We start from the raw sequence: 15,156 nt of genomic DNA, 5'->3' as shown, positions 1-15,156 counted from the left end.
GTCCGGCGCCCGCGAACCGGCCGTTCGCAGGATTCGTGCGCTCCGATGGTGCACGAGCCGGTACGCGGGCGCCGGCGTCTGTTCCGGTTTCCCGGCGATGAGGAGGCGTGGGGCCGGCGCCTTCGGCGGAGCACCGGCCGGCCCGTCCGCCCGGATGTCTTCGGGGCGGGCGGGTCAGTCGTCGGCCAGGGCCCGCACGACCGCCTCGGTGAGCCGGGCGGCGTCGGCCACGCAGCCGTAGTCGACGTGCTCGGGCAGGTCGGACGGCAGGTGGTAGTGCGGCAGCAGCTTCTCGTCGTCCACCGACACCACGCACACCGTCGGGTACCCGTACCGGTTCGGGACGACCCCGTCGGTGCTGTTGCGCGACCGCAGCCCGCGCCGCAGCCGTACGCCCTGCTCCAGCGCGCACCGCGCCACCAGGTCGCCGAACGCCGCGTTGTAGGGCTCCATTCGCAGCGGCCCCTCGGCATCGAGCATCACCAGGTTCCCCGACCCCACCGTGTCCAAGTTGAGGAACCAGGTGGTCTCCCTCGGCAGGCGCGGGAAGTACCGCCGCGCGAAGCCCCGCACCCCCTCCTGCAGCGCCTCCTCGGCGCCTGCCGAGAACAGCACCACCCGCAGCCCGGCCGGCGGCCGCTCCCGCAGCGCCTCGGCCAGCGCGATCAGCACCGCGACCCCGCTGAGGTTGTCGTTGGCCCCCGGCACCGCCCGGCGCGCGGCGATATCGGCCATCACCGCCGTCGTCGCTGCGCTCAGCACCGTGCCCGTCCGCCGCATCCTCGCCGACCCGGTCGCGCTGCCCAGCCCGGCCAGCACCGGACCGGCCAGCGCGGCCCACCACAGCGGCGGGTTCTCGGTCATCCCGTCGACCACCGTCGGGAAGCGCCGCGCGAACCAGCGCGCCGGCCGCTGGTCGAAGATGGCCCCCGATGGCGCCGCGTCATGGTGCGCCATCACCACCAGGGTCCGCCGCGCCCGCGGATCGCCCAGTTCGGCGACCACGTTGCAGGCCGACAGCCGCCGGCTCACCACCCGCCGTGCCAGCTGGCGTCCGTAGGAGACCTCGTCGGCCAGCCCGGCGGCCGCCAGTGTCCCGCCCAGCACGCCCAGCGTCCGCGACCGCCCTCCGGCGAGCCCGGCCAGCGCGCCCAGCGCGGCCAGCGCCCCCACCGGCCGGGCGTAGGACCCGAACGCCGGCTCCTCCTCCACCCGGGCCCGGCAGCCCAGCATCCGCAGCCGGTGCGCGATCAGGTGGGCCGCCTCGCGTTCCCCCGCCGAACAGGGCGGACGCTCGATCGTCGCGAGTTCCTCGACCGTGGCGCGCAGCCGGTATTCGTCCGGCCGGGACGTCGTCGGCACCGGCCGCAGGAACCTCTCCGGGGGCATGCGCGAGAGATTCTCACGTCCGGTGTCATCGGTTCTACTCACCGGCAGACAAGATTCCGGTCACCCGCCGGCGCGCGGGCCTCCCGGATCCCGCAGGCCACACCGCCATCGGACGTCCGATGAAATGTGGCCTGTCCGGGGGCTGTCGGGGCCTTCCCGGGCGGTCTTTCCGGCCAGGCTGGACCCGGCGGCCATCCTCGCGGCGTCCCGTTCCGCCGTCTCGGCGAACGCGCCGTCAGCGGTGGAGACGGTGCAGGCGGTGCAGGCGGGCGACGGCGAACAACCCCGCGGCCACCCAGAACACCACCATCACCTTGAGCGCCAGGAACGCGCCCGCCACTGGGCCGGCGGTGAACGTCCCGATCAGGAAGAGCAGGAACAGCAACGGGACGAGCGGGGGCGGGCCGTGGCGGTGCCGGTGCACCGGGTGGCCGGGGCCATGCCAGGCCATCGGGTGTGGGCGGCCTCGCCCGGACGGCTGGGCGAGGCCGCTGGGGCCGGGGAGGTCCGCGACGACTTCGCGCAGGTCTCCCTCGGTCTTGGCGGTGAGCGTCGAGCCGAGGCGCTCGTCCAGCTCCGCGCGGGTGAGGCGGCCCTTGGCGAAGTGCTCGTGCAGGGCCTCGGCCACCGCGTCGCGCTCGGCGTCACCAATGCGCAGGTCCATGCGTCTACTCCTCCTGCTCGTCTTCGGCGAGGATGCGGTACAGCTTGCGGCGGGTGTCGGCGAGGACGTCCCTGGCCTGGGCGACCTGCTCGGGGGAGCCGGCGTGGACGATCTGCATCACCGCGGCGCCGGTCCGGGCGGCCTGCCGGAACAGGTCGGGGACGCCCTCCCCGAGGTCGGGGGTCATCTCCTCCCAGGGGGCGGCCAACTCGTCGGGGTGCTCGGCGACGTAGGCGCGGCCCTCGTCGGTCAGCGAGCAGGTCTTGCGGCCCTGGCCCTCCTCGACGCGGATGAGGCCCTCGTCGGCGAGCTGCTGCAGGGCCGGGTAGACCGCGCCGGGGCTGGGCTTCCAGGCGCCGCCGCTGCGCTGGTCGATCTGCTGGATGATCTGGTAGCCGTTGCGCGGCTCCTCGGCCAGCAGCGCCAGGATCGCCGCCCGGATGTTGCCCTTGCGGGCGCGGCGTCCCTGCCAGGGGCCGCGCCTGACCCAGGGCGGGCCGCCGTGGCCCCACGGGCCGTGCCCGCCCCAGGGGGCCGGGCCGCCACCGCCGGACATCCCGCCGAACATCCCCTCGAAGCCGGCACCGCGTGCGTGCCCGCCCGTGCCGCAGCCGTGCCCGTGGCGACCGGCCGCGGCCCTGGCGGCCTTGGCGCCGAGCGCCGCGGCGGCCAGCGCCCACCGGGGGTCGAAGCTTCCGGAGGCCATGTTCTTCACCCGCCTTCTGAGATCTTTCTCAGACCTCTCACGATAGGACAACGATATATCGAAGACGTACGGGCGGGCCAGATGGTTCCGTCCGGCGGCCTCGAAGGCGCCGGGCCGTTCCGGTCGCACCGCCGGATGGGGCGATGGGGACGGCGACGCGGGCCGGCGGTGGCGCGGGCGGTTCCGGAGTCGGATAGCTCGATATCGAGATAAAATGGTGGGTAGCTTGACGTCGAGAGAAAAACCTGCGGAAGTTAGGCCGCCCTGAGTCCATGTCCCGGACCCCGCTAGGGCAGGATTCTTGGGACACCGGCCGCGCCGGACCACGCCGGCAGCGGCCTGCGAGACGTCAACGCGCCTATAGGGATGGTTCGCCGCGCGCGGCCCGCACACCGGGTCCGTGGCCGCGGCGCGATGGAGGAGGAGTCGTGTCCGCCAACAGCTTCGGCGCCCGCAACACGTTGCGGGTGGGCGACAAGTCGTACGAGATCTACCGGCTGGACGCCGTCGAAGGTTCGGCCCGTCTCCCGTACAGCCTGAAGGTGCTGCTGGAGAACCTGCTGCGCACCGAGGACGGCGCCAACGTCACCGCCGACCACGTCCGCGCGCTGGCCGGGTGGGACCCGGGCGCGCAGCCCAGCCAGGAGATCCAGTTCACCCCGTCCCGGGTGATCATGCAGGACTTCACCGGCGTGCCCTGTGTGGTCGACCTGGCCACCATGCGCGAGGCCGTACGCGACCTGGGCGGCGACCCGGGCCGGATCAACCCGCTGGCCCCGGCCGAGATGGTCATCGACCACTCGGTGATCGTCGACTACTTCGGCTCGCCGGACGCCTTCGAGCGCAACGTCGAGCGCGAGTACGAGCGCAACCGCGAGCGCTACCAGTTCCTGCGCTGGGGCCAGACCGCCTTCGACGAGTTCAAGGTCGTCCCGCCCGGCACCGGCATCGTCCACCAGGTCAACATCGAGCACCTGGCCCGCGTGGTGTTCGACCGGGACGGGGTCGCCTACCCCGACACCTGCGTGGGCACTGACTCGCACACCACCATGGAGAACGGCATCGGCGTCCTAGGCTGGGGCGTCGGCGGCATCGAGGCCGAGGCCGCCATGCTCGGCCAGCCGATCTCCATGCTCATCCCGCGGGTGGTCGGCTTCAAGCTGACCGGCCGGCTGCCCGCCGGCACCACCGCCACCGACCTGGTGCTGACCGTCACCGAGATGCTGCGCCAGCACGGCGTGGTCGGCAAGTTCGTGGAGTTCTACGGCGAGGGCGTGGCCGCGCTGCCGCTGGCCGACCGGGCCACCATCGGCAACATGAGCCCCGAATTCGGCTCCACCTGCGCCATCTTCCCCATCGACGACGAGACCCTGTCCTACCTGCGGCTGACCGGCCGCTCCGAGGAGCGGATCGCCCTGGTCGAGGCGTACGCCAAGGAGCAGGGCATGTGGCTGGACCCGAAGGTCGAGCCGGAGTTCTCCGAGTACCTGGAGCTGGACCTGTCGACGGTCGTCCCGTCGATCGCCGGCCCCAAGCGCCCGCAGGACCGCATCTCGGTGGCGGAGGCCAAGCAGACCTGGCGGCGGGACGTGCGCAACTACGTCTCCAGCGTCCAGGGCCCGGCCGACGAGGCGTCCGCCGAGTCCTTCCCGGCCTCGGACTCCCCGGCCGTCTCCCACTCCGGCAACGGCGACAAGCCTCGTGAGCACGTCACCGACGGCGAGAGCCGGCCGCACAAGAAGGTCCCGGTCACGCTGGCCGACGGCACCTCCTTCGAGCTCGACCACGGCGCCGTGGTGATCGCCGCGATCACCTCCTGCACCAACACCTCCAACCCGTACGTCATGGTCGGCGCCGCGCTGCTGGCCAAGAAGGCGGTGGAGAAGGGCCTGACCCGCAAGCCGTGGGTGAAGACCTCGATGGCCCCCGGCTCCCAGGTCGTCACCGGCTACTACGAGCGTGCCGGGCTCACCCCGTACCTGGACAAGCTCGGCTACAACCTGGTCGGCTACGGCTGCACCACCTGCATCGGCAACTCCGGCCCGCTGCCGGAGGAGATCTCCAAGGCGATCAACGACGAGGACCTCACCGTCGTGTCGGTGCTGTCGGGCAACCGCAACTTCGAGGGCCGGATCAACCCGGACGTGAAGATGAACTACCTGGCCTCGCCGCCGCTGGTGGTCGCCTACGCGCTGGCCGGGACGATGGACATCGACATCCTCAACGACCCGATCGCCGAGGGCGCCGATGGGCAGCCGGTCTACCTGCGCGACATCTGGCCGTCGCAGGAGGAGGTCGCCGAGATCGTCGAGAGTGCGATCGGCCAGGACATGTTCCTGCGCGACTACGCCGACGTGTTCAAGGGCGACCGGCGCTGGCAGGAGCTGCCGATCCCGACCGGCGACACCTTCGAGTGGGACCCGGAGTCCACCTACGTCCGCAAGGCCCCGTACTTCGACGGCATGGGCATGGAGCCCGCCCCGGTCACCGACATCCACGGTGCCAGGGTGCTGGCCAAGCTGGGCGACTCGGTCACCACCGACCACATCTCCCCGGCCGGCGCCATCAAGGTCGGCACCCCCGCCGCCCAGTACCTGACCGAGCACGGCGTCGCCGTCAAGGACTTCAACTCCTACGGCTCGCGGCGCGGCAACCACGAGGTGATGATCCGCGGCACGTTCGCCAACATCCGGCTGCGCAACCAGCTGCTGGACGGGGTGGAGGGCGGCTACACCCGCGACTTCACCCAGGAGGGCGCGCCCCAGGCGTTCATCTACGACGCCGCGCAGAACTACGCCGCGCAGGGCACCCCGCTGGTGGTCCTGGCGGGCAAGGAGTACGGCTCAGGCTCCTCCCGCGACTGGGCGGCCAAGGGCACCGCGCTGCTGGGCGTACGCGCCGTGATCGCCGAGTCCTACGAGCGGATCCACCGCTCCAACCTCATCGGCATGGGCGTGCTGCCGCTGCAGTTCGCCGAGGGTGAGTCCGTCGAGTCGCTGGGCCTGACCGGCACCGAGACCTTCGACATCATCGGCGTCGAGGAGCTCAACGAGGGCCGGACCCCCCGTGAGGTCACGGTGAGGGCCGACGGCAAGGAGTTCCGCGCCGTCGTCCGCATCGACACCCCGGGCGAGGCCGACTACTACCGCAACGGCGGCATCATGCAGTACGTCCTGCGCAACCTGCTGCGCAAGTAGGACGGACGAACGGCGACGGGCCGTCTCCCCACCGGGAGGCGGCCCGTTCCGCATGTCACGGGCCGGGGATCACCCTCCGCCGGTGTCGTCCCGGTGCCGGGCGATGAAGTGCTCGATGCCGTCCAGCAGGCGCTGCAGCCCGAACTCGAAGTCGTCGACGGGGGCGTCGAACACCCCCGCGTAGTGAAGCCGGTTCATCGTCGGGAACCGGTCCGGCGTGATGAGCCTGGCCAGCAGGGGCTCACGCGCCCGGTAGTGCTGCTCGTCGCTCATGCCGGTGCGCCGCTCGGCCAGGGCGGCGTCCACGGCCGCACGTGCCGCGCCCTTGACGTAGTTGTCCAGCGAGCTGACCACGGCGACCATCTCCCGATCGGGCAGGCCGGTCTCGGCCAGGGCGCGCAGCGCCGACTCGCTCCAGGTCAGCTCGTTCGGGCCCATCGGGGGGCGGCTGGTGGCGACCTGCAGCACCCAGGGGTGCCGCTGGTAGGAGGCCAGGCTCTCGCGGGCCCAGCGCTCCGCCCGGGCGCGCCAGCCGCCGGGCAGCTCGTCCAGCAGCGGCGCCTCGCCCTGGACGGTGTCCAGCATGAGGTCCAGCAGCTCGGCCTTGCCCGGCACGTAGGTGTAGAGCGACATGGGGGAGACCCCGAGGCGCTCGGCGACCCGGCGCATGGACAGCGCGGCCAGCCCTTCGGCGTCGGCCACCTCGATCGCGGCCTCGGCGATCCGCGGCGCGGTCAGCTTGGGCCGAGGCCCCCGTTTGGGGCGCTCGCGCACTCCCCACAGCAGTTCCAGGCTGCGCGTCGGGTCGCCGCCGGCGCTGTACTCGGTCGTCACCCCGCCATTGTGCCGCCCGTGCCCGGGGCGACCGCACCTGGCGGCTTGACACTCCGTACGGCGTACATTATTTTGACCCGGCTAACTCCGTACGTCGTACAGAATAAGGAGGGCCGATGACCGATCACGCGGTGCTCGCCCAGGGCGTGCGCAAGCGCTACGGTGGCGGGACAACCGCCCTGGACGGTCTCGACCTGGCCGTGGCGCCGGGCACGGTGCACGGGCTGCTCGGGCCGAACGGGGCGGGCAAGACCACCTGCGTGCGGATTCTGGCCACGCTGCTGACCCTGGACGGCGGACGCGCCGAGGTGGCCGGGTTCGACGTGCTGCGGGAGCCCGCCCGGGTCCGCCGCCGGATCGGGCTGGTGGGCCAGCACGCCGCCGTGGACGAGGTCCTCAGCGGCCGGCAGAACCTGGAGATGTTCGGCCGGCTCCACCACCTGCCCACCCGTGCGGCCCGCCGCCGGGCCGACGAACTGCTGGAGCGGTTCGGGCTGCGGGACGCCGGGCGCCGGCCGGCCGGCGAGTACTCCGGCGGCATGCGGCGGCGGCTCGACCTGGCGGCCGGCATGATCATGGCCCCCGCGGTGCTGTTCCTGGACGAGCCCACCACCGGGCTCGACCCGCGCGGGCGCAGCGAGGTGTGGGAGACGGTCCGCGCCCTCGCCGAGGACGGCACCACCGTCCTGCTCACCACCCAGTACCTGGAGGAGGCCGACCGGCTGGCCGGCCGGATCTCGGTGGTGGACCGGGGACGGGTGATCGCCGAGGGCACCCCGGACGAGCTGAAGTCCGGGCTCGGCGCCGACCGCGTCGATGTCGTGCTGCGCGACCCCGCGGCGCTGCCCGCCGCCGCCGATCTCCTCTCCGGGGCCACCGGCGCCCGGGTGGAGACCGACCCCGACACCCGGCGCCTCAGCGCGCCCGTCACCGACCGGGTGGCCGCGCTGATCGAGGTCGTACGGGCGCTCGACGGCGCGGGCATCGACGCCGAGGACATCGCGCTGCGCCGGCCCACCCTGGACGAGGTGTTCCTGCACCTGACCGCCGACCGCGCCGAGGAGGCTGCATGACGTCCACGAGCCTGGTGAGCCCCGCCGAGCCCGTCGAGTCCACCGGTGCGCCGGCCCGACTGCGCTGGGCGCTGGCCGACGGCTGGACCCTCACCCGCCGCGCCCTGGCCCACTGGGCCCGGCGGCCCGAACAGGTGGTCATGGGGCTGCTGTTCCCGGTCATGCTGGTGCTGATGTTCGGCTACCTGTTCGGCGGCCAGATGGCGGTGCCGGGCGGCGGGAGCTACCGCGAGTTCCTGATGCCGGGCATGTTCGCCATGACCATGGTGTTCGGCGTCGAGACCACCTTCGCGGCCGTCGCCACCGACGCCTCCCGGAGCATCACCGACCGGTTCCGCTCGCTGCCGATGGCCTCGTCGGCCGTCGTGGCCGGCCGGGGCGCGGCCGACATGCTGCACTCCGTGCTCGCCCTGACCGTGATGGCCGTCACCGGCCTGGCGGTGGGCTGGCGCTGGCACGAGGGCGCCGGCCGGGCGCTGGCCGCGGCCGGTCTGCTGCTCCTGCTCCGCTTCGCCCTGCTGTGGCTCGGCGTCTACCTGGGCCTGGTCGCCCGCAGCCCGGAACTGCTGGTGGCCGTGCAGGTCCTGGTCTGGCCGATCGGCTTCCTGTCCAACGCCTTCGTCGACCCGGCGACCATGCCCGGCTGGCTGGGCGCCATCGCCGAGTGGAACCCGCTGTCGGCCACCATCGGCGCCACCCGCGAGCTGTTCGGCACCCCCGGTTGGGACGGCGGATCCTGGGCCGCCGAGCACGCGGTGCCGATGGCCGTACTGTGGCCGCTGCTGCTGGCGGCGGTGTTCTTCCCGCTGTCGGTCCGCCGCTACCGCCGCCTGTCCCGCTGACCCGCCGGGCGCCCCGGCCGGCCCGCACCCGGTCGGGGCGCCCGGAGCCCTGTGGCTCGGTTACGCTGAGCCGCCCCGTCCAGGCGGACGGCGGCGGATCCGGTGGGACGGACGAACGCGGGATCGACGCGAGGTCGATGCGGGATCGATGCGAGATTGCGGAGCGGGATATGGCGGGCAGGCCGACGAAGGCCGAACTGGAGGCGGCACGGGACCGGGTGATCCAGGACGTGCTGCCGCCGGACGGGACGCGGCTGCGGGTGCTGTTCTGCGGAATCAACCCCGGCCTGTACTCGGGGGCGACCGGGCACCACTTCGCGCGGCCCGGCAACCGCTTCTGGCCCGCGCTGCACCGCTCCGGGTTCACCGACCGGCTGCTGACGCCCGCCGAGGAGGACCTGCTGCCCTCCTACGGGCTCGGCATCACCAACCTGGTGGCCCGTACGACGGCGCGGGCCGACGAGCTGACGCCGCAGGAACTGCGCGACGGCGGACGGCGGCTGACGGCGCTGGTGGAGCGGCACCGGCCGCACTACCTGGCGGTGGCGGGGGTGACCGCCTACCGGACGGCCTTCGGTAGGCCGGGCACGAAGATCGGCCCGCAGCCGGACGGCTTCGGCCCGGCCCGGCTGTGGGTGCTGCCCAATCCGAGCGGGCTGAACGCCGGCTGGTCGCTGGAGCGGATGGCGGAGGAGTTCGCCCAACTGCGTCAGGCGGTGGAGGCCCTCGCGGAGACGGCCGGGAACACCGGCGGCTGACCGCGTCCGCCCCGCCGGGGGCACCGGGGCGCGGTACGGGGGCGGGACCGCCGGGAGGTCACCTGCTGTGGCGCAGGGCAGCGGTGGCGAGCATGGCGTGCACCTCGGTGACCAGGGACGGCGGAGGCACCCAGGGGTCCACGCGGCCCAGCGCCACGATCGGGCGGGGCAGCGCCCGCACCTCGGCCAGCCGCCAGTGGCAGCGGGCCGGCTCGGCCCACGGGCCGCAGCCGCACCGCTCGCCGTGGAGGGCCGCCGTGCACACGTCCGCCAGTTCGGCCAGCGCGATCACCGCGCCGAGGGTGGCCAGCGGGTCACGGGGGTCCCAGCCGGCGGACCGGATCAGCGGCGAGTCGCACGAGCCCAGGTCCACCCGCATGGAGGCGTGGATGAGCAGCGGACCGCGATAGGCGGTCGGCAGCACATGGTTGTAGACGGTCTTGCCGCCTCGCGCGATGGCGAAGGCCCATGGCTGCCGAACGCTGATCGCCTGCACGCGGGGTACCTCCCGTGCTCGCCTGACAGGGCCCCGTGCCCGGGGACCCCGAGCGGCCGTCCGATTTGTAGCGGATTATCTGACTCATTGCCATGTCCCGTCAGGCGAACGCCAGACAAACCTGGCCGGGGAGCAACCTGCATCCTGGCACTGACCACCGGGAACCGGTGACCGCGCCGGCCGGAGAGGGTGATTTCTCACATTCGCGGCGCGGAGGCAACCATGAACACCCGGTCACGTGACCAGACGGGTGAAGGCGATCACGTTGTCGACATAATGGCCGCTCCGGGAATCGAACGCGCCACCGCAGGTGACCAGTCGCAACGCCGAATAGTCGATGTCCTCGGCGTAGATCAGCTCACCGGGGAAACGGTCCTTGGCCACCCGTACCAGCCGTTGTACCGCGAAGACCGCCACCGAGCCGTCCCGCCGGGTCACCTCGATCCGGTCGCCCGGCCGCAGCTCCCCGAGCCGGTGGAAGACCGCCGCGCGCCGGTTGGCGTCGACATGCCCCAGGATCACCGAGGGCCCCGCCTCCCCGGGGGTGGGGCCCTCCTCGTACCAGCCGGTCAGGTTGGGCTCGCTGAGCGGCGGCTCCTCGATCGTCCCGTCCCGGCGCAGGCCGAGCCGTGACACCGGGGCCGAGACCCCGAGCCGCGGAATCGTGATGGAGACCGGCACCGACCGGGGGAGCGGCGGGGCGAAGACGAGCGGGGTCGCCGCGGGCGCGGCGGAGGGGACGGCGCGGCCGTCCCAGGTCGGCACCGCCCGGCTGGTCGGCGGCGGCACCGACGCGCCACCGGCGGCCTCCTGGCCCGCGCAGCCGGCCAGGAGCGTCCCGGCCAGCATGACCGGCAGCACGACCGGCAGCGCACCGGCCGCCATGCGCGCCGCGGGGCGGCCGGCGGACGGGCGCGATGTCACGTCGGGGTCACCTCGGGCTCAGCTCGGGCGCTGCTCGCCGGCCCGGCGCCGCAGCGACCGGGCGCCCAGGGCGCCCAGGGCGCCCGCGGCCAGCAGCGCCAGTGCGGCCCCACCGAACGGGGTCGCTCCGGGCCCCTGCCCGCCGGTGCCGCCACCGGTGTTGGGCGCGCCCTTGGGGATCTTCGGCCCGCCGTCGCCGAGATCGTCCTCGTCGGGCCTGGTGCTGTAGGTGACGTGGCCGTGGTCCGCGCAGAACACCTTGATGGCGACGATGGACGGCAGCGTCTCCTTGAACGTCGCCGTCCCCTCGAAGGAGTCCTCGCCGTCCTCGGTGAACTCCGGCGCCTCGGCGAACGAGGCCGACCGGGCGCTCACCTCAGTCGGACAGGTCACGGTGAACGTCATCTCGCCGCCGGGGGTCACCGTGCGGCTGGACAGCTTCACCTTGTCGAAACCGAACTCGAAGTCCTCGCCGGGGGAGGGGGACCGCCGTGGAACGGTGACCTCCAGCGGGAAGGTCCGCCGCCGGTCTGGCGGACCGCACCGGAACTCGGTCAGGTACGTTCGGCCGGGCCGCAGACCGGTCCTGGTCGCGCCGACCGTCCGCCAGACGTCGCCGTCGCGCCGGAACGCCGGGGCCGCGGCGAAGATCTCGTTCGTCAGCCCCGCCCCGGTCCGCGGCCGCGCGTCCCCGCACCCGGTGACGCGGACCCGCAGGTCGTCGCCGGGCTCGAAGGTGGTCGGGACGTTGGCGACCGCCTTCGGGCCGGGGTCGGCCCAGGCCGCCGCGGCCGGAGCGGTCAGCGCCAGGGCGGTGGCCCCGCAGGCGGCGCCCGTGACGAGTCGGGTGATGCGCATCGGTCTCCTCGGCGGGCCCGGGGAACTCACGGTCCGGCGCGCCGTGACGGTACGCCGGCAATGCTCCGAACCGGGATTCTAGTGATCTTTCGGCACGAACGGCGGCCGGTTTCCCTTTGGCCGCAAGAGGCCGTCGCCAAGGCCGTCGCCGAGCCCGCCGTCACACCCGCCGTCGAACTCACCGCCCGCCCGAATCCCGGTACTGCGAGAACGTGGAGATCCGGGCGGGTCAGACCGTTTCCCGGCCGGTCACCAGGTGAGGGCCGGGGGCAGCCGGGACGGGTCGGCACCGGGCCACTTCTCGGGCGGGCCCAGCGGGGCGAGCTGGGCCATCTGGAGCCGGAACCACGGCGAGGCGTCGGGGTCGGCGGTCAGCTCCAGGCACTCCTCCCACGTCCGCCACCGGGCGTCGGCCACCTCGGCCGGGTTGGGCCGTGGCCGCCCGCCGCCGGTCCAGCGCGCGCGGACCACCGGGCACCGCTCGTGCTCGACCACCCCATCGGAGGCGATGGCGCGGTAGTCGAACTCCGGCAGCACCAGCGTCAACCCGTCCACCGGCAACCCCAGCTCGGTGTCCAGCCGCCGGACGACGGCCTCTCGCAGCCCTTCCCCGGGCGCCGGGTGCCCACAGCAGGTGTTGGTCCACACTCCCGGGAAGGTCGCCTTGTCCAGTGCCCGGCGGGTGATGAGCACCCGTCCCTCGTCGTCGGTGACGTAGCAGGAAAAAGCCAGGTGGTAGGGGGTGTCCTGATGGTGACTGGCGGCTTTCGGCGCGGTGCCGATCGCCTCACCGGCCGCGTTGAGCAGCACGATCTCCTCAGTGGCCATGAACTGTGGGTTCCCCCTGTCAGAGTCAGCGCAACGCCGTCCTTTCAGATCGTTCCAGAATGCAGACCGGCTTGCGCCGGTTGAACCCGGACTAAACTCGGAGCTTCAGGTTGAACCGGGGCGGGGATGCCGCCTGGTGAGGGGATGACGGCGTGCGCGACGTGGACGGCAGGGCAGATCACCGGGCGAGGAGGACGGCGTGAGCGTTCTTGAGTCGATCAGCGGCCCCGGCGACCTCCGGCGGCTGGACTCCGGCGAGCTGACCCGGCTGGCCGTCGAGATCCGCGACTTCCTGGTCGAGGCCGTCTCCAAGACCGGCGGCCACCTGGGGCCCAACCTGGGCGCGGTGGAGCTGACCATCGCGCTGCACCGGGTCTTCGACTCGCCCCGCGACAAGATCCTGTTCGACACCGGCCACCAGGCCTACGTGCACAAGCTGCTCACCGGCCGCCAGGACTTCTCGTTGCTGCGCCGGCGCGGCGGGCTGTCGGGCTACCCCAGCCAGGCCGAGTCCGAGCACGACGTCATCGAGAACTCGCACGCCTCCACCGCGCTGTCCTACGCCGACGGCCTGGCCAAGGCGTTCGCGCTGCGCGGCGAGCACGACCGGGCCGTGGTCGCCGTCGTCGGCGACGGCGCGCTGACCGGCGGGATGTGCTGGGAGGCGCTCAACAACATCGCGGCCGGTGCCGACCGCCCGGTGATCATCGTGGTGAACGACAACGGTCGGTCCTACTCGCCGACCATCGGCGGGCTGGCCAGCCACTTGGCCGACCTGCGGATCACCCGCGGCTACGAGCGCGCGCTGGACATGATCAAGAAGACGGTGCCGCGGGCCCCGGTGGTCGGCCCCGTCGCCTACGAGGCGCTGCACGGGGTCAAGAAGGGCCTCAAGGACGTGCTGCAGCCGCAGGCCATGTTCGAGGACCTGGGCATGAAGTACGTCGGCCCGATCGACGGGCACGACACCGAGGCCGTCGAGCACGCGCTGCGCCGCGCCCGCGGCTTCGGTGCCCCGGTCATCGTGCACTGCATCACCCGCAAGGGCTACGGCTACGCACCCGCCGAGAACAACGAGGAGGACTGCATGCACGGCGGCGGGGCGTTCGACCCCGCCACCGGCAAGTCGGTCGCCAAGGGCGGCGGCGTCAGCTGGACCAAGGTGTTCGGCCAGGAGATGGTCCAGATCGGCGCCGAGCGGCCGGACGTGGTCGGCATCACCGCCGCCATGCTGCACCCGGTGGGGCTGGCCCCCTTCGCCGAGGCCTACCCGGACCGGATCTTCGACGTGGGCATCGCCGAGCAGCATGCCGTCACCTCGGCGGCCGGGCTGGCGATGGGCGGCCTGCACCCGGTGGTGGCGGTCTACGCGACCTTCCTCAACCGGGCCTTCGACCAGGTGCTGATGGACGTGGCGCTGCACCGGCAGGCGGTCACGTTCGTGCTGGACCGCGCCGGGGTGACCGGCGACGACGGCGCCAGCCACAACGGCATGTGGGACCTGTCGATCCTGCAGGTGGTGCCGGGCATGCGCATCGCGGTGCCGCGCGACGGCGCCCGGCTGCGCGAGCTGCTGCGCGAATGTGTGGCGACCGGCGACGGCCCCACCGCGCTGCGCTTCCCCAAGGGCTCGGTCGTCGCCGACATTGAGGCGATCGACCGGATCGGCTCGATGGACGTGCTGGCCCGCCACCCCGGTAGCAACGGCGCCCGGGTGCTGCTGGTGGCCGCCGGCTCGATGGCGGCCACCGCCGTCGAGGTGGCCGAACGGCTGGCCGCCCAGGGCATCGGCAGCACCGTGCTGGACCCCCGCTGGGTCAAGCCGCTGGACCCGGCGCTGCTGGAGGAGGCCCGCCGGCACACCATGGTCGCGGTCGTGGAGGACAACGGCCGGGTCGGGGCGGTCGGCGACGCGGTCGCCCGGCTGCTGCGCGACAGCGAGGTGGACGTCCCGGTCCGCACGTTCGGCATCCCGCAGGAGTTCCTCGACCACGCCGCCCGTGCCGAGATCCTCGCCGACATCGGCCTCACCCCGCAGGACCTGGCCCGCGACATCATCGAGGCCGTCGCCCGCGCCGGCGAGCACGACCCCGCCGCCGAGACGGCCCCGGCCCCCCGGGACTGACCCGCGCCGGCCGGGGACGGCTCAGATGCCCTCGAAGGTCAGCAGCCGCCAGTAGTGGTCGATGCATGCCTCCCGGGTGTCGAGCTCCCGGCCGACGTAGCTCCAGCGGCCGCGCAGCATCCACGGCCGTTCGGCGCCGTCCTGGAGGAACACCTGCAGGGGGAAGGTGACGTGGCGGGCCCGGGGCGTGCCCGCCGCGTCCACCTCGGTCCACAGCTCGGGCGCGCCCTCGCAGCGCACCCCCATCAGGCGCGTGCCCGGATCCTGACGCAGCAGGCCCCTGGCCAGGTCGCTGACGAGCAGGGACAGGTAGTCGGGGCCGAGCCAGCGCAGATCAGGCAGCAGCTCCGGCGGGGGGAATCCGTGAAGCTCTGGGCCACCGGTCACGAGCGCACGCTACTGCCGTCCGGGACTGCTGTCATCCATCCTCATGATGTCGGGGGCCGCTGCCGGAGCCTCCGG

At 73.1% G+C, this 15,156-nt stretch carries 14 protein-coding genes; 5 read left to right on the top strand and 9 right to left on the bottom strand.

Annotation, left to right across the window (positions count from 1 at the left end):
- Positions 1–174: 174 nt before the first annotated feature.
- From C4U03_RS08735 to C4U03_RS08725, 3 genes are all read right to left on the bottom strand, one after another.
- On the bottom strand, positions 175–1,389 hold the full coding sequence (locus C4U03_RS08735; RefSeq protein WP_103937180.1) for a M28 family metallopeptidase: 1,215 nt from the start codon (positions 1,387–1,389) through the stop codon (positions 175–177).
- A gap of 235 nt (positions 1,390–1,624) precedes the next feature.
- Positions 1,625–2,053, bottom strand: coding sequence for a DUF1707 SHOCT-like domain-containing protein (locus C4U03_RS42420; protein ID WP_103937179.1), 429 nt, complete (start codon positions 2,051–2,053; stop codon positions 1,625–1,627).
- Between the two features lie 4 nt (positions 2,054–2,057).
- Positions 2,058–2,759, bottom strand: a complete 702-nt coding sequence (locus C4U03_RS08725; RefSeq protein WP_103937444.1) for a PadR family transcriptional regulator — start codon at positions 2,757–2,759, stop codon at positions 2,058–2,060.
- A 428-nt stretch (positions 2,760–3,187) separates the two neighbouring features.
- On the opposite strand from C4U03_RS08725, the gene acnA reads away from it, so the two are divergent.
- On the top strand, positions 3,188–5,956 hold the full coding sequence (acnA, locus tag C4U03_RS08720; protein ID WP_103937178.1) for an aconitate hydratase AcnA: 2,769 nt from the start codon (positions 3,188–3,190) through the stop codon (positions 5,954–5,956).
- 69 nt (positions 5,957–6,025) lie between these two features.
- Here the strand turns inward: acnA and C4U03_RS08715 are convergent, their stop codons facing one another.
- Positions 6,026–6,790 (bottom strand): TetR/AcrR family transcriptional regulator, encoded by a 765-nt coding sequence (locus C4U03_RS08715; RefSeq protein WP_103937177.1) that lies wholly within the window; start codon positions 6,788–6,790, stop codon positions 6,026–6,028.
- Between the two features lie 116 nt (positions 6,791–6,906).
- Here C4U03_RS08715 and C4U03_RS08710 point away from each other — a divergent pair, with 116 nt between their 5' ends.
- The 3 genes from C4U03_RS08710 (at position 6,907) to mug (ending at position 9,463) form a co-directional block, all read left to right on the top strand.
- Positions 6,907–7,863: an ATP-binding cassette domain-containing protein gene (locus C4U03_RS08710; protein WP_103937176.1), complete on the top strand. Its 957-nt coding sequence runs from the start codon at positions 6,907–6,909 to the stop codon at positions 7,861–7,863.
- A complete protein-coding gene (locus C4U03_RS08705; RefSeq protein ID WP_103937175.1) occupies positions 7,860–8,705 on the top strand; it encodes an ABC transporter permease in 846 nt (281 codons plus the stop codon). The genes C4U03_RS08710 and C4U03_RS08705 overlap by 4 nt, the downstream gene beginning before the upstream one ends.
- Positions 8,706–8,875: 170 nt before the next feature.
- Positions 8,876–9,463, top strand: coding sequence for a G/U mismatch-specific DNA glycosylase (gene mug, locus C4U03_RS08700; protein WP_103937174.1), 588 nt, complete (start codon positions 8,876–8,878; stop codon positions 9,461–9,463).
- Between the two features lie 58 nt (positions 9,464–9,521).
- On the opposite strand, the gene C4U03_RS08695 is transcribed toward mug, so the two are convergent.
- From C4U03_RS08695 to idi, 4 genes are all read right to left on the bottom strand, one after another.
- Positions 9,522–9,959 carry an ASCH domain-containing protein gene (locus tag C4U03_RS08695; RefSeq protein WP_103937173.1) on the bottom strand — a complete coding sequence of 146 codons (438 nt, stop codon included), beginning with the start codon at positions 9,957–9,959 and terminating at the stop codon, positions 9,522–9,524.
- A gap of 234 nt (positions 9,960–10,193) precedes the next feature.
- Positions 10,194–10,883 carry a class F sortase gene (locus C4U03_RS08690; RefSeq protein WP_235017720.1) on the bottom strand — a complete coding sequence of 230 codons (690 nt, stop codon included), beginning with the start codon at positions 10,881–10,883 and terminating at the stop codon, positions 10,194–10,196.
- Positions 10,884–10,901: 18 nt separating this feature from the next.
- Positions 10,902–11,741 carry a hypothetical protein gene (locus C4U03_RS08685; RefSeq protein WP_103937172.1) on the bottom strand — a complete coding sequence of 280 codons (840 nt, stop codon included), beginning with the start codon at positions 11,739–11,741 and terminating at the stop codon, positions 10,902–10,904.
- 249 nt (positions 11,742–11,990) lie between these two features.
- Positions 11,991–12,569 carry an isopentenyl-diphosphate Delta-isomerase gene (gene idi / locus C4U03_RS08680; protein ID WP_103937171.1) on the bottom strand — a complete coding sequence of 193 codons (579 nt, stop codon included), beginning with the start codon at positions 12,567–12,569 and terminating at the stop codon, positions 11,991–11,993.
- Positions 12,570–12,768: 199 nt separating this feature from the next.
- Between idi and dxs the strand changes: the two genes are divergently transcribed.
- A complete protein-coding gene (gene dxs / locus C4U03_RS08675) occupies positions 12,769–14,694 on the top strand; it encodes a 1-deoxy-D-xylulose-5-phosphate synthase (protein WP_103937170.1) in 1,926 nt (641 codons plus the stop codon).
- A gap of 21 nt (positions 14,695–14,715) precedes the next feature.
- Here the strand turns inward: dxs and C4U03_RS08670 are convergent, their stop codons facing one another.
- Positions 14,716–15,081, bottom strand: coding sequence for a hypothetical protein (locus C4U03_RS08670; protein ID WP_103937169.1), 366 nt, complete (start codon positions 15,079–15,081; stop codon positions 14,716–14,718).
- Between the last annotated feature and the right edge of the window lie 75 nt (positions 15,082–15,156).

It is taken from the genome of Thermomonospora echinospora (assembly GCF_900108175.1).
GTDB classification, from domain to species: domain Bacteria; phylum Actinomycetota; class Actinomycetes; order Streptosporangiales; family Streptosporangiaceae; genus Thermomonospora; species Thermomonospora echinospora.
Note: the sequence above shows the minus strand (reverse complement) of the source record. Positions and strands in the feature narration are given on the sequence as shown.

What these genes read in the sequence shown, in the direction of transcription:
- C4U03_RS08735 (WP_103937180.1), bottom strand. Translation starts at nt 1,389, where the DNA reads ATGCCCCCGGAGAGGTTCCTGCGGCCGGTGCCGACGACGTCCCGGCCG.
- C4U03_RS42420 (WP_103937179.1), bottom strand. Translation starts at nt 2,053, where the DNA reads ATGGACCTGCGCATTGGTGACGCCGAGCGCGACGCGGTGGCCGAGGCC.
- C4U03_RS08725 (WP_103937444.1), bottom strand. Translation starts at nt 2,759, where the DNA reads ATGGCCTCCGGAAGCTTCGACCCCCGGTGGGCGCTGGCCGCCGCGGCG.
- C4U03_RS08710 (WP_103937176.1), top strand. Translation starts at nt 6,907, where the DNA reads ATGACCGATCACGCGGTGCTCGCCCAGGGCGTGCGCAAGCGCTACGGT.
- C4U03_RS08705 (WP_103937175.1), top strand. Translation starts at nt 7,860, where the DNA reads ATGACGTCCACGAGCCTGGTGAGCCCCGCCGAGCCCGTCGAGTCCACC.
- mug (WP_103937174.1), top strand. Translation starts at nt 8,876, where the DNA reads ATGGCGGGCAGGCCGACGAAGGCCGAACTGGAGGCGGCACGGGACCGG.
- C4U03_RS08685 (WP_103937172.1), bottom strand. Translation starts at nt 11,741, where the DNA reads ATGCGCATCACCCGACTCGTCACGGGCGCCGCCTGCGGGGCCACCGCC.
- idi (WP_103937171.1), bottom strand. Translation starts at nt 12,569, where the DNA reads ATGGCCACTGAGGAGATCGTGCTGCTCAACGCGGCCGGTGAGGCGATC.